This window comes from Nonomuraea glycinis, assembly GCF_035920485.1.
GTDB classification, from domain to species: Bacteria; Actinomycetota; Actinomycetes; order Streptosporangiales; family Streptosporangiaceae; genus Nonomuraea; species Nonomuraea glycinis.
This window is the reverse complement of record NZ_CP109166.1, coordinates 2650617-2664608: the sequence shown is the minus strand read 5'-3', so window position 1 is coordinate 2664608 and position 13992 is coordinate 2650617. Positions and strand designations below refer to the sequence as shown.

The window sequence follows — 13992 nt, the reverse complement described above, 5'->3', positions numbered from 1 at the left end:
ACTGAAGCAGCAGATGGGGCCCTGAGGCGTCTCTGTGATGTGGAAGTCGAACTGCTTTCCCGAGGGAAGGCTCTGATGCGCGAGCAGGTGGACGTTTCGGTGATCTTCGCCGAGCATCATGTCGGGCTCGTGCGACTCGCATTGATCATGGTGGGCGATCAGGCGACGGCCGAGGACGTCGTGCAGGAGGCGTTCGCCCGCACGCACGCGGGGCGGGGCCGGCTGCGGGATCCTGGCAGAGCACTGGTTTACGTGCGCTCCGCCGTGCTCAACGGGTGCCGGTCGGTGCTGCGTCGGCGGGCCACGGTGTTCCGGCGGGCGGTGCCGTACGAACCGCCCGTCTGGTCGGCGGAGAGCGCCGCGATGGTGACGGAGGAGCGCCGCGAGCTGCTTCTGGCGCTGCGGGAGTTGCCGCGCAGGCAGCGTGAGGCGCTGACGCTGCGCTACTACCTCGGTCTCGCAGACCAGGAGATCGCCGAGACCATGCGGATCAGTGCGAGCACGGTCAGGTCCACGATCGCGCGAGGGCTGACCGCCCTCCGCCGGGCACTTGGGGAGGATTCATGAACAGTCCGATGGAGGACCGGCTGCGGGAGGCTCTCGCTGAGGCGGGGGCGACGGTCGACACCAGCACCCTCCAGCCGCTGCACGGGGCCCGGCGGTCACGGTTCCGGGTGGATCTCCGGCTGGTGGCCGTGGCGGCCGTCGTCGTGCTCGTGGGGGTGGCGGGCGCGGTGGGACTGGGCGGTCGGGGTGATGTGGACCGTGCCGTGGCGGTGAGTCCGGACCAACGGATAGACAAGGGGGAGATGATCGTCTTCCTGTGCTCGAAGACGTTGCCGAAGGAGGAGGCGTGCCAGGGTCGTGACGTCACCGCCGAAGAGACGAAAGCGGTCGGCGCCTTGGTGCGGCAGTTGCCGGAGGTCGAATCGGTGACCTTCATCGACCAGGCCAGCGCTTACGAGAACTTCCGGCGGGATTTCGTCCACAACAAGGCGCTGTTGGATGGTGTCGGAGCCGTTGACCTGCCGGCATCGTTCAGGTTGACGATCAGGGAGGGGGCCGACCGGAATCAGGTGTCACGGGCGCTGCACGGGGTGGCGGGGATCCAGAATGTGGGGGACTTGTCTTCTGCCATGGTCGCGGACATGGAGGGCGTCAGATCCGAGATCAGAGCCTTCCTCTGTGCCAAGGGGGCGAGCCAGAGCTCATGTGGCGGCGTGCGGGTTCTTGATAGGGAAGGCAAACTCAAGAGGATCACGAAGGAAGGAGAAGCGGCGACGAACGCGGAGAAGAACGCTCTTCGAAAGCTGATCGATTCGCTGCCCGACATCGAGTCGTTCACATTCAGGGACCGGGCGACGGCGTATGAAGACTTCCAGAAGAGGTTCGCCGACAACGAGGCGCTCGTTAAGGCGACCAAAGTGACGGACATGCCCGAATTCTTCGTGTTGACGATGAAGCCAAAGGCTAACTGGAGCGAGACGGTCAGCAAGCTAAAGCGGCAGCCGGGCGTCGCGACGGTCACCAACGGGGCTTGTGCGGCCGACAAGAGTCTGCTGCCCGCACGGTATGGGCTGATTCTGCCTGACAGCAAGGTGTGCCCGGGCGGCACATGATCCTGCCGATATCCGGCCCCCACCCCCTCACCCTCAGCGTCCTGGCACACGTAATGTGGCAACGAAGGCCGTAAGAACCCCCGAGGCCGTCAGGAGGCGAGCGCGAGTCCATGGGCATGATCATGGCCGTGAGCTTCACCCGCTACGGACGCCTCTACTACCTCGATCCGGGCGGGCACAGCCCCAGCGTGGGCGACAAGGTGCTGGTCCCGACCGACTCAGGACCCGAGGTGGCAGAGTGCGTGTGGGCGCCGCAATATACGAGCGAGGACATCGACGGGCTGCCGGTGTGCGCGGGCGTCGCGGGCGAGGAGCACCTGTCCCGCGACGAGACCAACAAGCGCCGCAGAGCCGAGGCGCGCAGCGTGTCCAAACGCTTGATCAAACGGCACACGCTGCCGATGAAGGTGGTGGGCGTCGACTATCTCGACCAGGACAACGTCTACACGGTCTACTTCTCGGCCCCGAACCGGGTCGACTTCCGTGCCCTGGTCCGCGACCTGGCCCGTAACCTGCGGGCCAGGGTGGAGCTGAGACAGATCGGCCCGCGCGACGAGGCCCGCCTGCAGGGCGGCATCGGCCCGTGCGGCCGCGATCTGTGCTGCGCCACGTTCCTCAAGGACTTCGAGCCCGTCTCGGTCCGGATGGCGAAGGACCAGGACCTGCCGGTCAACCCGCTGCGCATCGCGGGCGCGTGCGGCCGGCTGATGTGCTGCCTGAAGTACGAGCATCCCCTCTATCAGGAGTTCCGCGCCACGGCTCCCCGCGTGGGCGTCAGCGTGGACACCCCGCAGGGGCAGGGCACGGTGGTGGGGCACAACGTCCCCTCCGACTCGGTCGTCGTCCGCCTCAACGACGGCGGCCGCCGCTGCTCCTGCGCCAAGGCCAGCGTCTGCGGTCCCCGCAAGGCCCACGACGCCGCCTACGGCAACGAGCCGGCGGAGCAGCCGTAGGAAGATTGTCCGGGCCAGGCTCTCGAGTCCTGGCCCGGCGCCGCGGCGCTAAGGTCACACCATGCGCGCCACTGACGTCATCCAAGGACTGCGCCGGGAACTCGACGTCTTCCGCGCCTGCTTGGACGCCGACCTTTCGACCCCGATCGAGCACTGCGGCGATTGGACCTTGTATGACTTGGCCGACCACCTGGGCGGCCAGAACCTGTGGGCGGCGGCAGCCGTGACAGAAGGACATGGCCGCTACAAAGCCCCACCGGCGCCGAAGGACGCCGCCGAACTGGTGCCGTGGTTCGAGGAGACCTCCAGAATCTTGCTGGAGACTCTCGACACGGACCCGGCCACCGAGGCCTGGACGTTCCACCCACCACATACGGTCGGCTTCTGGCAGCGGCGGCGTTGCCTGGAGACACTGGTGCACCGCTGGGACGCCGAGCACGCGCTCGGTACGGCACAGCCGCTCGCCCCGGAGCTGGCCGGTGAGGGGGTCGCCGAGGTGCTGGACACCATGGCTCCCCGCCAGATAACGCGCGGGCGGGCCGCCTCGCCTCCGCATGCCCTCCGGCTCCTGGCCACCGACACCGACGCGTCGTGGACCTACGGGCCGGGCGAGCCGGTCGCGGAGATCGCCGCGACGGCGGAGAACCTGCTGCTGCTGCTCTGGAACCGCCTTCCGGACAGTCACCCCGCGATCATCTGGCGGGGGGACGAGACAGCGGGCCGGTCGGTGCTGGCCGGACCGCTGACGCCCTGAGCCGGGCCTTCGGGATGACAGAAAACGTCGGCTGTTCCAGGGAGCAAGGACCCCTCGGGCTCCTGTAGACTCTTCCAAGCCGTACGGCATGCCGCCTTAGCTCAGTCGGCCAGAGCACTTCACTCGTAATGAAGGGGTCTCGGGTTCGAATCCCGAAGGCGGCTCCAGGTCAAAGGCCCTTCCGGATGATCCGGGAGGGCCTTTTGCTAACACTCTTGCTGACAGGATTCGTTGATGATCCGGGCGAAGATGCCGGCGCCGAGCGGATCACGTGGGCGTAGACCCGTAGGGTGATCGCGGGATCGGCGTGGCCGAAGCGAGCCGCTCCGACGTGCACGGGGACGCCAGCCAGGAGCAGCAGAGTCGCGTGGACGTGACGTAAGTCGTGCAGGCGGATCATTGGTAGAGGCTCGAAGGCGCTCTTGTTGTGGACCTTGATGAGTTTGCGCGGTAGGCCGGTGCTGGTCATGGGGTAGATAGAGCCGCTCCAGGCCGTCATGAACACGGTGTCATCGGTGCCCTTCCATACGTCTCCGACGCGGGCTTTCTCGGCTTCCTGGGCTTCTGGTGGTCGCGGAGTAGTGGAGATGCCCCGGAACGCCCACCCTTGTAGGTGGCTGACGCCGGAGCCATCGAGTTGAAAGCACCCTTTCTGTGCCAGGCGGACGCTCGGGATTCGACTACATTCACGACAATGGTCATGTTCACCTGCGCTACGTGCGGTACGGCTGTGACGTTGGACCTGGAAGAGACCGACTACCCCACTGGCATTCAGCCCGATCGTGAGCTCAGCCTGACTGATGAGAAGCCGCAGCTGATCCCGCAGGGCAGGTTCGCGGTCAATCCGCGGTCAGTCAGGTGGAAGCCGTACATCGCCATCGCGGGCTTCGGTCGCGAGTTCGTGTCCAATGGGCCAGGCAGATCGATCGTGGTGAATGTGGCGGACATCATCGCGTTGACCTGCCCTCCGGATCCCCCCGGGGGCGGATGCTGCGGCTGGGGGCCGGACGATGGGCCCAACCTGGCGTGTGAGGCATGCGGCAGGGAGATCGCCACCGAGGTGAACGACTGCGGCATGAGCCGGTGGTGGGTCACGATCTTCCTCGACGACGTGCTCGGAGCTCCCCCCGCACCCCGCGTGGGAAACCCGCCCGCCGTTCAACGGAGGCATGACAAGAGGCGACGGCCGCGGTGACACAGAACAAATCGCTCCGGTCCAGATGATCCGGGAGGGCCTCTTTCATCTCGTAGAGCGGCGCCGTACAGCAAGCCGGGCGAACCGTGATTCATGCCTTCCTGGACCTGTGACGGTTGGCGCCGGCAGCCATGGCGCGAGATGCCAGGCTTCCCACTCACCTTCAGCAGTGCGGGCGGCTTGAGCCGGGGTCCGAAGGGGTCACGGGGGCGGCGTGGATGCTTCGGTTGGGTGTGTACTTTTGCAGGTCGGTGTGGGTTTGATACATGGACTTGTGCGCAGAAGAGAATAATGTTCTGGTTCATCGTTGGATCGAACGCGAGCGGTGCTCATGCAGAGAGCCCGCCAAGATCCATACGGGGTAATGACCATGAACAACTTCAAAAACGCCGTACGACTGTCCCTGCTCGGCGGGTTGGCCGCCGGTCTGCTGGCCATGACGCCCGGAACGGGCAATGCCGCCGCGGGGGAGCCGACCGTGACCAGGAGCGGTGAGACCGTGACCATCACGGCGGGTTCCATCTCCAGGAGCGACAACATCACACTCCAGGCCGTGAGCGGCCGGCTGCACGTGTTCGGGCAGGTCGTGGCACAGGCAGGGGCGGGCTGCGAGCAGGTCTCCGCCAACGAGGTGAACTGCGGCACCGGTGTCACCACGGTCAACGCCACCTTGGGCGGCGGCAGCGACCGGTTCTCGTTGCTGGTGGGGGTCGGCGGAACGATCAACGGGGGCGGTGGCGGGGACACCTTCCTGGCCGGGCGCGGCTTCGAGGGGACGAGCTTCACCTACGTGGGCGGAGCCGGGAGCGACACGGTGGACTACGGGTCCAGCGGCCAGCCGGTGACGGTGACCAAGGACAACCGCGCGCAGCGGGACGGCCGGTCGATCGACCGCGACGACGTCACCAAGGACGTGGAGACCATCGTGGGCACCGTCGGGGCCGACACCCTGATCGGGAGCAGTGTCTTCGACAGGCTGATCGGTGGCGAGGGCAGCGACACCCTCGAAGGCCGGGGCGGCGAGGACATCCTCGACGCCGACGACCTCCAGGGCACCAAGGACACGAAGATCGACTGCGGTAGTGAGAACGACACGGTGATCGCCGACGCGGCGGACGCGCCGGTCGGCTGCGAGTCGATCAGCCGTCCGTAGCGAAGCGGAAAAGCCCTCTCGCGACAGCGGCCGCGAGGGGGCTCGACGAGCGACCATGGGTACGTGCATCCACACGCCTTCTATCGTGACCCCTATCCGGTCTACGCCGAGGCACGCGAGACCCGCGGGCTCACCTTTCTGCCCGAGCTGGACGCCTGGCTGGTCAGCCGGCGACAGGACGTACGCGAGGTGCTGGCTGATCCGGAGCGGTTCTCGTCGGTGAGCGCGCTGCGGCCCGATCACCTGCCGGGCAGGGCCGCGCTGGCGGAGCTGAGCAAGGGGTTCGGCGGGGCGCGGACGGTGCTCAGCGCCGACGGCGAGGCGCACCGGCGCCTGCGCCGCCCTCTCACCAGGGGGCTGTCCCCGGCGCGGATCGCCGCCACCATCCCGTACGTCACCGCACGGGCCGAGGCGCTCATCGGCTCGTTCGCGGGCGACGGTCAGGCCGAGTGGATGGCCGCCTACGCCGGGCCGCTGCCCGCGGACGTGATCGGCCACCTGCTCGGGCTGGATCCGGCCGACACCCCCGGCGCGATCCACGGCGCGCAGCGGGCCGAGGCGCTGGTGTTCACCGAGCTGACCGAGGCGGAGCAGGTCGAGGCCGCGCGGCAGATCGTGGCCATGCAACACCTGCTCGACGAGTACGCCCGCGCACGCAGGCGAGAACCGCGGGACGACCTGATCACCGAGATGGTGCGGGAGCTGGCGCCCGGCTCCGGTGACCTGGCGCCGGCCCAGCGCAAGGAGATCGTCTCCAACGTCCAGAACCTGCTGCTGGCGGGCCACCTGACCGCGACCGCGCTGCTCGGCACGGTGCTGCTGAACCTGCTCCGGGATCGCCGCCAGTGGGAGCTGCTGGTCGAGCGGCCGGAGCTCGTCCCGGCGGCGATCGAGGAGGCGGTCAGGTTCGACGCGCCCATCCAGGGCTTCCGGCGTACGGTCACCACCACGGTGACGCTGAGCGGCACCGAGCTGCACGAGGGCGAGGTGGTCTTCGTCTCCTTCGCCTCGGCCGGGCGCGACGCGGACGCCGGCGTACGTCCGGACGAGTTCGACATCACCCGGCCGGCCCGCCATGTCTCCTTCGGCCACGGCCCGCACGGCTGTCCGGGCTCCCAGCTGGCCAAGGAGCAGGTGCGGATAACCCTGGAAATCCTGATCCGTGTGCTTCCTGGCCTGCGCCTGGCCCGGACCGACGTCACCATGGCGCCCACCCTCATCCACCGCGCCCCCGAGGCGCTCTTCCTCACCTGGTGACCCGGCGTCCGGGTGAGCATGCTCGCCGTGCTGAGGGGCAGAGGGCTCGTCATGAAAAAGTTCTTCAAGTTCCTGGTGGCCCGCCGGTTGGCGCGTACGCCGATCGGGCTGGCGGTTCTGGGGCTGGCCTGGCTGCAGCGGCGGCGGCGCATGCAGCGTGCGCAGCCCGAGAATGCGGGCAGCGCCCGGCGGCGATAGATCACGAAATTCCGGATAAAGAATGACATTTTGGCGAGCGCACCCCTATGTTCGACCGCATGATCATTCGCGCATGCGCGGTCGCCGCCGCCGGTTTAGTGCTCCTGTCCGGTACGGCGCACGCCTATCCCGTCAAGGGCGCCGCCGAGCTGACCCACAACGAGATCTACAAGAAGGGCAAGCTCCCCAAGACCACGTGCAAGCTGGTCAAGGGCACGACCAGGGCGTCAACGACGAAGTACATCAACGACCTCGTCACCTGCCTGAGCAAGACGTGGAAGTCGCCGGTCCCCGACCTCCAGCCAGTGCAGGTGGGGTTCGTGGAGACGAAGGAGAAGCGAACCTGCAACTGGCGCCGGGAGGTCAAGGGATCATTCGCCGAGCAGTGCCTGAGTTTCATCCGGGTACGGGTGGCCGCCGATTGGATCAAGGACAAGGACGACTCGAAGGTGTTCGCCGCGGTCACGGACGCGTGGAGCGGAATCGTGCAGGTTCAGACCGGTATCGGCCTGGCCTGGCAGGCACTGCCGAACGGAGGCGAGCAGCCCGAGATCGACGAGCAGCTCCGCCGGCTCCAGCTCCAGGCCGACTGCTTCACCGCCGCCTCCTACAAGAGCTTCGGCCGTACGGTCAAGAACTGGAAGTCCGTCTTCGAGGGTCAGGACCCGCCGGAGTTCCACAAGCTGAAGGGGGAGGGCAAGCCCGCCAACCGCCTCGGCTGGTCCAAGAAGGGCTATCAGGCGGGTGGCCCGAGCGTGTGCAACACCTGGAAGGCGCCCTCATCCAAGGTCGCCTGAGGCTCTCGACGGATCGCCTGCCCGCGTGCCACGCTGGCAAGCCATGAGGTACGTCTTAGCGGCTCTCGGACTGCTGCTCGTGGCCGCCTGCGGGACGGGCGGGACGGGTAGCGCACCGGTCAACGCCGCCGACGTCAGGTTCGTGCAGATGATGGTGCAGCACCACCGGCAGGGCATCGAGATCGCCAAGGTGGGCGCGGCCAGGGCGGTCACCCCCGAGCTCAAGACGTTGTCGGCGGCCATCGCCAGCACCCAGCAGACCGAGGTCGAGATGATGCTGCGCTGGCTGCACTCCTGGGAGCAGCCGCTCACCCCGCCGGACGGCGCGCACGATCATCATGGCGGGCTGCCGGACATCGACCAGAAGCGGATCGCCGAGCTCAAGCGGTCCCCGAGCCTGGAATCCGACCTGCTGACCCTGCTGATCACGCATCAGGACGGCGCCGTCCAGATGGCCGCGGACGAGGTTCGCGACGGGGTGGCGCCGGCCGTCACCCAGTGGGCCGCGCAGGTGCAGGAGTCGCGCCGGGCGCAGGTCGCGCAACTGCGGGACCTGCTCAGCCGGTGAGCCCTTTGCGCCCCAGCAGGGTGGTGGCTCTGTCGAGCCGTTCGCCCAGGTTGTCGCGCAGGTCGGCGAAGCGTTCGGAGTGCTTGAGCACGATCTTCCGCTGCTGCTCGGCGTCCGCGGTGAACCAGGCGGCCACCAGGCCGGACGACCACTTGCACGAGGTGTCCGCGACCGCGACCCGCTTCTCCTCGGCGGTGATCTCGGTGCCCTCCAGGTTCCAGCGGGGGTCGGCGATGGCCGCCTCCGGCGAGGGATAGGAGTGGCCGGCGGCCTTCATGCACGTCGTCCACTTGACCACGGCCCGCCGCACCGTCACCCGCTTGGCGGCTCGCTCCAGGGTGCGCGCGTCCTGCAGCGCCAGCCACTGCCAGTCGGCCGCCGGCGCGCTGCGGGCCAGGACGTCCGGCGCCCGGTCCAGGCAACCGGGCCGGCCCTCCTTGCCGTACAGATGCCGGCTCGCGGTCAGGCCCAGCTTGTCCGCCCACCGCGACGACCCGGACGGCGAGGTCCGCGAGGCCAGGTGGTAGCCGAAGCGGGCCGCCTGCGCCGGGTCCACCACGCCGTAGCGGCGGGTGTTGCCGGGGTCGGCGGCGGCGATGGCCTCCTGGTCCGTGCCCGGTGGGTGCACGGTGATGCCGTACCGGCGCATGCACCGTACGACCACCAGGTTGTGGGCGTTGCCCAGGAGCGCCCGCTGGGCGGGCGTGGGCTTGTAGGCGTCGAACGGCAGCTTCAGATCGGCCACCCCGCTGACTCCGGGGGTGGTTTCGGGCGCCCGTGGTGGCTGCGCGCAGGCCGTGACCGCCACGAGCAGGGCGCCGAGCACGAGCGGCGGTCTGGCGTGGCGGCCGGTTTCCGGTGAAGCCCGGAAACCGGCGCTGCGCCGGGTCAGCGGCACCAGATGTCGATGGAGCTGGTGCGGTTGTTGCCGACGGCGTTGTTGGCCAGGAAGCCGTCGTTGGAGTCGTTGAGGAAGGTGCTGTGCGCGCCGGTGAAGTACGCGTGCTGCCACAGCGTGATCGGGCAGCCGATGCGGTTCCTGACCGAGCTGGTCTCGTTGTTCATGCTGTGCCAGGAGTTGCTGTAGTCCCAGGCGAGCCAGTTGTCGTCGGACAGGTCGGTGTCGTCCTGGACGAAGTCGCGCCAGTGGTCGGTCTGGCCGCGGTTGTAGTCGAAGCCGGCGTACAGGCAGACGCGGCCGCCGTAGCAGGTGGAGCGGGGGCTGGCGGTCGCGGTGGGGACCGGGGCGACCAGGGTGAACAGGGCCGCCGCCGCGATGGCGCCGGCGACTCGGGTGGACAGCCTCACAGGGGATCTCCTTGGGTGATGAGTTGTGAGAACGCCCCGTAACCTAGCGTGGTTCTTCGCATGCTGAGAGTCATGACGCGCTGTCTTGGGTAAAGGGCCGCCGAGGCCCGATGGCGTAAAGCGCAATGGTCGTGTCATTGACGCCACGACACGTCCTGACCAGCATGAAGGGTATGAAACGGCGGATCGTGATCGTGCTCTACGAGGGCTTCCAGCTCCTCGACATGTCAGGGCCGGCCGACGTGTTCGCCGCGGCGACGTTGCTGACCGGGCAGGACGGCTACCAGGTCGAGGTGGGCGCGGCCAAGGCCGGCGCGGTGCCCGCCGCCCACCACGGGATCGAGGTCGTGGCCCAGGCGGCGTTGAACGAGATCCACGGGCCGATCGACACCCTGCTGGTGGTCGGCGGCCCGACCACGATGACGCAGGCGCGCGACCCGGAGCTGATAGAGCAGGTCGTCCGCCTGTCGCGGGTGGCCCGCCGGACCACGTCGGTCTGCAGCGGCGCGTTCGTCCTGGCCGCGGCCGGGCTGCTCGACGGCAGGCGGGCCACCACCCACTGGCTGCTCACCGGCCGGCTGGGCGCCTGCTACCCGGACGTCATGGTGGAGCCCGACGCCATCTACATCAGGGACGGCGAGGTGTGGACCTCCGCCGGGGTCAGCGCCGGCATGGATCTGGCGCTGGCGTTGGTGGCCGACGACCACGGGCACGAGGTGGCCAGGCAGGTCGCCTGCGGGCTGGTCGTCTACCTGCACCGGCCGGGCGGGCAGAGCCAGTTCAGCATGCCGATGAGCGTCATCAGGCCGCGCAGCGAGCCGCTGCGCGACCTCCAGGCGTTCATCGACGCCAACCCGGCCGAGGACCTGAGCGTGCCCGCCCTGGCCCGCCGCGCCGGCCTGAGCGAGCGCCATTTCTCCCGCGTCTTCACCGAACAGACCGGCCTGTCACCGGGCCGGTACGTCGAGCGCAGCCGTGCCGACACCGCCAGGCGGCTGCTCGAAGTCACCGACCACGCACTCGACAGGGTGGCCAGGGAGTCGGGACTGGGCAGGCCGGAGACCCTCTACCGGGTCTTCCGCCGCCATCTGCGCGTATCCCCCGGCGACTACCGCCGCCGGTTCCACTCGAAGGAGACCTGACCCATGCACGCCGTGATCCCCCTCTACAACGGTTTCACCGGGCTGGACGCCATCGGCCCGTACACCGTGCTGGCCTTCGCCCCCGGCTGGCAGGTCACCTTCGTGGCCGCCGAGCCGGGGCCGGTGACCGACGACCAGGGCAGCCTCACCATCGAGGCCACCGCGAGCTACGCCGACGTGCCGAGTCCCGACGTGATCGTCGTGCCCGGCGGGATGGGCACCATGGAGGCGCTCTCCGACCAGGCCCTCGTCCGCTGGATCGGCGAGGCGCACGAGCACACCCGCTGGACGACCTCCGTCTGCTCCGGCGCGTTCCTGCTGGGCGCGGCCGGGCTGCTGAAGGGGCGCCGGGCGACCAGCCACTGGGCGGCGGTCGACGAGCTGTCGGGGATGGGCGCGGAGCCGGTGCACGAGCGGGTGGTCGTGGACGGCAAGATCGTGACCGCCGCCGGAGTCTCGGCCGGCATCGACATGGCGCTGACACTGCTGGCCAAGGCCAGCGGCCAGGACACCGCCGAGGCCGTACAACTGCTCATCGAGTACGACCCGCAGCCGCCGTTCGACGCCGGCTCGCCGCTGACGGCCTCGGCGGACCTGCGCGCACGGGCGGTGAGCCTGCTCGGGTGAGGTACGGCCAGCATCTTCCCCCGGGTCGGTAAAGGTCACGACGTCGGTGCGGCGTGATCGCGTATGAAGAAGGATGCCCTTCGCGACGTCACGACTGACGACCGCGCTGGTCCTGCTCACGGGCGTCACCGGCGTGGTCGAGGCGGTCAGCTACCTCGGCCTCGACCGCGTCTTCGCGGCGGTCATGACGGGCAACGTGCTGTTCGTCGGCTTCGGGCTGGTCGACCACTCGATCCCGGTCGCCGGCTCGGCCGTGGCGCTGGTGGCCTTCGTGCTCGGCGCGCTGGCCGGGCACCGGGTCAACGGCGCGCTGAGCCGCAGGCGGCCGGAGCGCTGGCTGACGTACGCGGTGTGCGGCGAGGGCGCCCTGCTCATGGTGGCGGCGCTGCTCGCCCTCGGCCTCCCCAGCCACCCCGCCGAGCTGACGCCGCACCGCCTGGCCGTCATCGTGGTGCTCGCGGCGACGATGGGATCACGCAACGTCACCATTCTGCGGGTGGCCGCGCCTGACCTGCCCACCACGGTGCTGACGCGGGCGCTGGCGGGCACGTTCATGCTGCCGTCGCAGGGGAGGATCGGGCGTCGCGTCGCCTCCGTCGTCGCGATGTTCGCCGGCGCGCTGACGGGCGCGTTCCTGCTGTCCTGGCATCCCGCGGCGGCTCTGGCGGCCGCCGCCCTGCTGGAGATCGTCGCGGGCGTCCTCTGCCCCCGTACGAAACCGTGATCCCGCCGGTGCGTGAAGGATAATGAAAGTGCGATCCTGGGCGCCGGGCGGATAACCTGCAGCGCATGGGTCACGTCGAAGTGGGACATTTGACATACGTGCTGCCCGATGGGCGGCCGCTGCTCAACGACGTGTCCTTTCGGATCGGCGATGGGGTCAAGGCCGCGCTCGTCGGGCCCAACGGCGCGGGGAAGACCACGCTGATGCGGCTGGTCGCGGGCGATCTGCAGCCGATCGAGGGCAGCGTGGCGAGCTCTGGCGGGCTGGGCGTGATGCGGCAGTTCGTCGGCAGTGTGCGGGACGGCAGCACGGTGCACGACCTGCTGCTCAGCGTCGCGCCGCCGGCCGTGCGGCAGGCGGCGGAGCGGCTGGCGCGGGCCGAGCTGGTGATGATGGAGCGCGACGACGAGAAGACGCAGATGCGTTACGCGCAGGCCATCACCGACTACACCGACGCCGGTGGCTACGACATCGAGGTGCTGTGGGACACCTGTACGGTGGCCGCACTCGGCATGCCGTACGACAGCGTGAAATATCGGGATGTGTCGACGCTGTCCGGGGGTGAGCAGAAGCGGCTGGTGTTAGAGGCGCTGCTGCGTGGGCCGGATCAGACACTGCTGCTCGACGAGCCCGACAACTACCTCGACGTGCCCGGCAAGGAGTGGCTGGAGCAGCAACTCCGCGAGACGCCGAAGACCGTGCTGCTGGTCAGCCACGACCGCCAGCTGCTGGCCAACGCCGCCGACCGGATCGTCACCGTGGAGTCCGGCGGCATCTGGATCCACGGCGGCGGCTTCGGCACCTACGCCGAGGCCAGGAAGGCGCGCAACGACCGGCTCGACGAGCTGCGCCGGCGCTGGGACGAGGAGCACGCCAAGCTCAAGGCCCTGGTCAACATGCTGAAGAACAAGGCCCGCTACAACGACGGCATGGCGGCGCCCTACCATGCGGCCCAGACGCGGCTGCGCCGGTTCGAGGAGGCGGGACCGCCCGAGGAGACGCCCAGCGACCAGAACATCACCATGCGCCTGCGCGGCGGACGCACCGGCAAGCGCGCGGTCATCTGCGAGGAGCTCGAGCTCACCGGCCTCATGCGGCCGTTCGACCTGGAGATCTGGTACGGCGAGCGGGTGGCCGTGCTCGGCTCCAACGGCTCGGGCAAGTCGCACTTCCTGCGGCTGATCGCGGGCACCCAGGTCGCCCACACGGGGGTCGCCAGGCTCGGCGCCCGGGTGGTGCCCGGCCACTTCGCGCAGACGCACGCCCGGCCGGACCTGCTCGGCCGCACGCCCGTCGAGATCGTGATGTCCGAGCACGCCCGGCTGAAGAACGAGGCCATGAAGATCCTGGCCCGCTACGAGCTGGCCGGACTGGTCGCCGAGCAGCGGTTCGACACACTGTCGGGCGGTCAGCAGGCCCGGCTGCAGATCCTGCTGCTGGAACTGTCGGGCGCGACGCTGCTGCTGCTCGACGAGCCGACCGACAACCTCGACCTGGCCAGCGCCGAGGCGCTCCAGGTGGGGCTGAACGCCTTCGACGGCACGGTCATGGCGGTCACGCACGACCGCTGGTTCGCCGCTGATTTCGACCGCTATTTGGTGTTCGGCTCCGACGGAACGGTATACGAATCGCCGCAGCCGGTCTGGGATGAAAGGCGCGTGGTACGGCCTCGCGGATAACTGTCCGGCGAAGAGTCC

The 13992-nt window shown here is 68.9% G+C and carries 17 protein-coding genes and 1 tRNA gene; 15 read left to right on the top strand and 3 right to left on the bottom strand.

The window, feature by feature from the left end:
- Positions 1 to 75 precede the first annotated feature (75 nt).
- From OHA68_RS12260 to OHA68_RS12240, 5 genes are all read left to right on the top strand, one after another.
- Positions 76 to 567 (top strand): sigma-70 family RNA polymerase sigma factor, encoded by a 492-nt coding sequence (locus tag OHA68_RS12260; protein WP_189137755.1) that lies wholly within the window; start codon positions 76 to 78, stop codon positions 565 to 567.
- Positions 564 to 1619 carry a permease-like cell division protein FtsX gene (locus tag OHA68_RS12255; RefSeq protein ID WP_327107742.1) on the top strand — a complete coding sequence of 352 codons (1056 nt, stop codon included), beginning with the start codon at positions 564 to 566 and terminating at the stop codon, positions 1617 to 1619. The genes OHA68_RS12260 and OHA68_RS12255 overlap by 4 nt, the downstream gene beginning before the upstream one ends.
- A 110-nt stretch (positions 1620 to 1729) precedes the next feature.
- The gene (locus tag OHA68_RS12250) at positions 1730 to 2572 is read left to right on the top strand and encodes a PSP1 domain-containing protein (protein ID WP_407674436.1); all 843 of its coding nucleotides are present in this window, start codon (positions 1730 to 1732) and stop codon (positions 2570 to 2572) included.
- Positions 2573 to 2633: 61 nt separating this feature from the next.
- Positions 2634 to 3326: a maleylpyruvate isomerase family mycothiol-dependent enzyme gene (locus OHA68_RS12245; RefSeq protein WP_327107741.1), complete on the top strand. Its 693-nt coding sequence runs from the start codon at positions 2634 to 2636 to the stop codon at positions 3324 to 3326.
- Between the two features lie 90 nt (positions 3327 to 3416).
- A tRNA-Thr gene (locus OHA68_RS12240) sits at positions 3417 to 3493 on the top strand.
- A 2-nt stretch (positions 3494 to 3495) separates the two neighbouring features.
- Here the strand turns inward: OHA68_RS12240 and OHA68_RS12235 are convergent.
- The gene (locus OHA68_RS12235; RefSeq protein ID WP_327109496.1) at positions 3496 to 3915 is read right to left on the bottom strand and encodes a tyrosine-type recombinase/integrase; all 420 of its coding nucleotides are present in this window, start codon (positions 3913 to 3915) and stop codon (positions 3496 to 3498) included.
- 105 nt (positions 3916 to 4020) lie between these two features.
- Here OHA68_RS12235 and OHA68_RS12230 point away from each other — a divergent pair, with 105 nt between their 5' ends.
- The 6 genes from OHA68_RS12230 (at position 4021) to OHA68_RS12205 (ending at position 8494) form a co-directional block, all read left to right on the top strand.
- Positions 4021 to 4521, top strand: coding sequence for a hypothetical protein (locus tag OHA68_RS12230; RefSeq protein ID WP_327107740.1), 501 nt, complete (start codon positions 4021 to 4023; stop codon positions 4519 to 4521).
- A gap of 370 nt (positions 4522 to 4891) precedes the next feature.
- Positions 4892 to 5674, top strand: coding sequence for a hypothetical protein (locus OHA68_RS12225; RefSeq protein ID WP_327107739.1), 783 nt, complete (start codon positions 4892 to 4894; stop codon positions 5672 to 5674).
- A gap of 63 nt (positions 5675 to 5737) precedes the next feature.
- Positions 5738 to 6931, top strand: coding sequence for a cytochrome P450 (locus OHA68_RS12220; protein ID WP_327107738.1), 1194 nt, complete (start codon positions 5738 to 5740; stop codon positions 6929 to 6931).
- A gap of 51 nt (positions 6932 to 6982) precedes the next feature.
- Positions 6983 to 7129, top strand: coding sequence for a DUF6203 family protein (locus OHA68_RS12215; protein WP_327107737.1), 147 nt, complete (start codon positions 6983 to 6985; stop codon positions 7127 to 7129).
- A gap of 59 nt (positions 7130 to 7188) precedes the next feature.
- Entirely contained in the window at positions 7189 to 7926 is a 738-nt protein-coding gene (locus tag OHA68_RS12210; protein ID WP_189137760.1) for a neutral zinc metallopeptidase, read from the top strand.
- Between the two features lie 43 nt (positions 7927 to 7969).
- Positions 7970 to 8494 carry a DUF305 domain-containing protein gene (locus tag OHA68_RS12205; RefSeq protein ID WP_327107736.1) on the top strand — a complete coding sequence of 175 codons (525 nt, stop codon included), beginning with the start codon at positions 7970 to 7972 and terminating at the stop codon, positions 8492 to 8494.
- Here the strand turns inward: OHA68_RS12205 and OHA68_RS12200 are convergent.
- Both OHA68_RS12200 and OHA68_RS12195 read right to left on the bottom strand, forming a co-directional pair.
- Positions 8484 to 9392, bottom strand: coding sequence for a hypothetical protein (locus OHA68_RS12200; protein ID WP_327107735.1), 909 nt, complete (start codon positions 9390 to 9392; stop codon positions 8484 to 8486). The genes OHA68_RS12205 and OHA68_RS12200 overlap by 11 nt on opposite strands.
- Positions 9383 to 9802, bottom strand: a complete 420-nt coding sequence (locus OHA68_RS12195) for a peptidase inhibitor family I36 protein (RefSeq protein ID WP_327107734.1) — start codon at positions 9800 to 9802, stop codon at positions 9383 to 9385. Before OHA68_RS12195 ends, OHA68_RS12200 begins: the two co-directional genes overlap by 10 nt.
- Positions 9803 to 9975: 173 nt before the next feature.
- Here OHA68_RS12195 and OHA68_RS12190 point away from each other — a divergent pair, with 173 nt between their 5' ends.
- From OHA68_RS12190 to OHA68_RS12175, 4 genes are all read left to right on the top strand, one after another.
- A complete protein-coding gene (locus OHA68_RS12190) occupies positions 9976 to 10944 on the top strand; it encodes a GlxA family transcriptional regulator (protein ID WP_327107733.1) in 969 nt (322 codons plus the stop codon).
- Positions 10945 to 10947: 3 nt separating this feature from the next.
- Positions 10948 to 11571: a DJ-1/PfpI family protein gene (locus OHA68_RS12185; RefSeq protein ID WP_189137764.1), complete on the top strand. Its 624-nt coding sequence runs from the start codon at positions 10948 to 10950 to the stop codon at positions 11569 to 11571.
- A gap of 73 nt (positions 11572 to 11644) precedes the next feature.
- Positions 11645 to 12295, top strand: a complete 651-nt coding sequence (locus OHA68_RS12180; RefSeq protein ID WP_327107732.1) for a YoaK family protein — start codon at positions 11645 to 11647, stop codon at positions 12293 to 12295.
- A gap of 65 nt (positions 12296 to 12360) precedes the next feature.
- On the top strand, positions 12361 to 13974 hold the full coding sequence (locus OHA68_RS12175; RefSeq protein ID WP_189137768.1) for an ABC-F family ATP-binding cassette domain-containing protein: 1614 nt from the start codon (positions 12361 to 12363) through the stop codon (positions 13972 to 13974).
- The last annotated feature ends 18 nt before the right edge of the window (positions 13975 to 13992 follow it).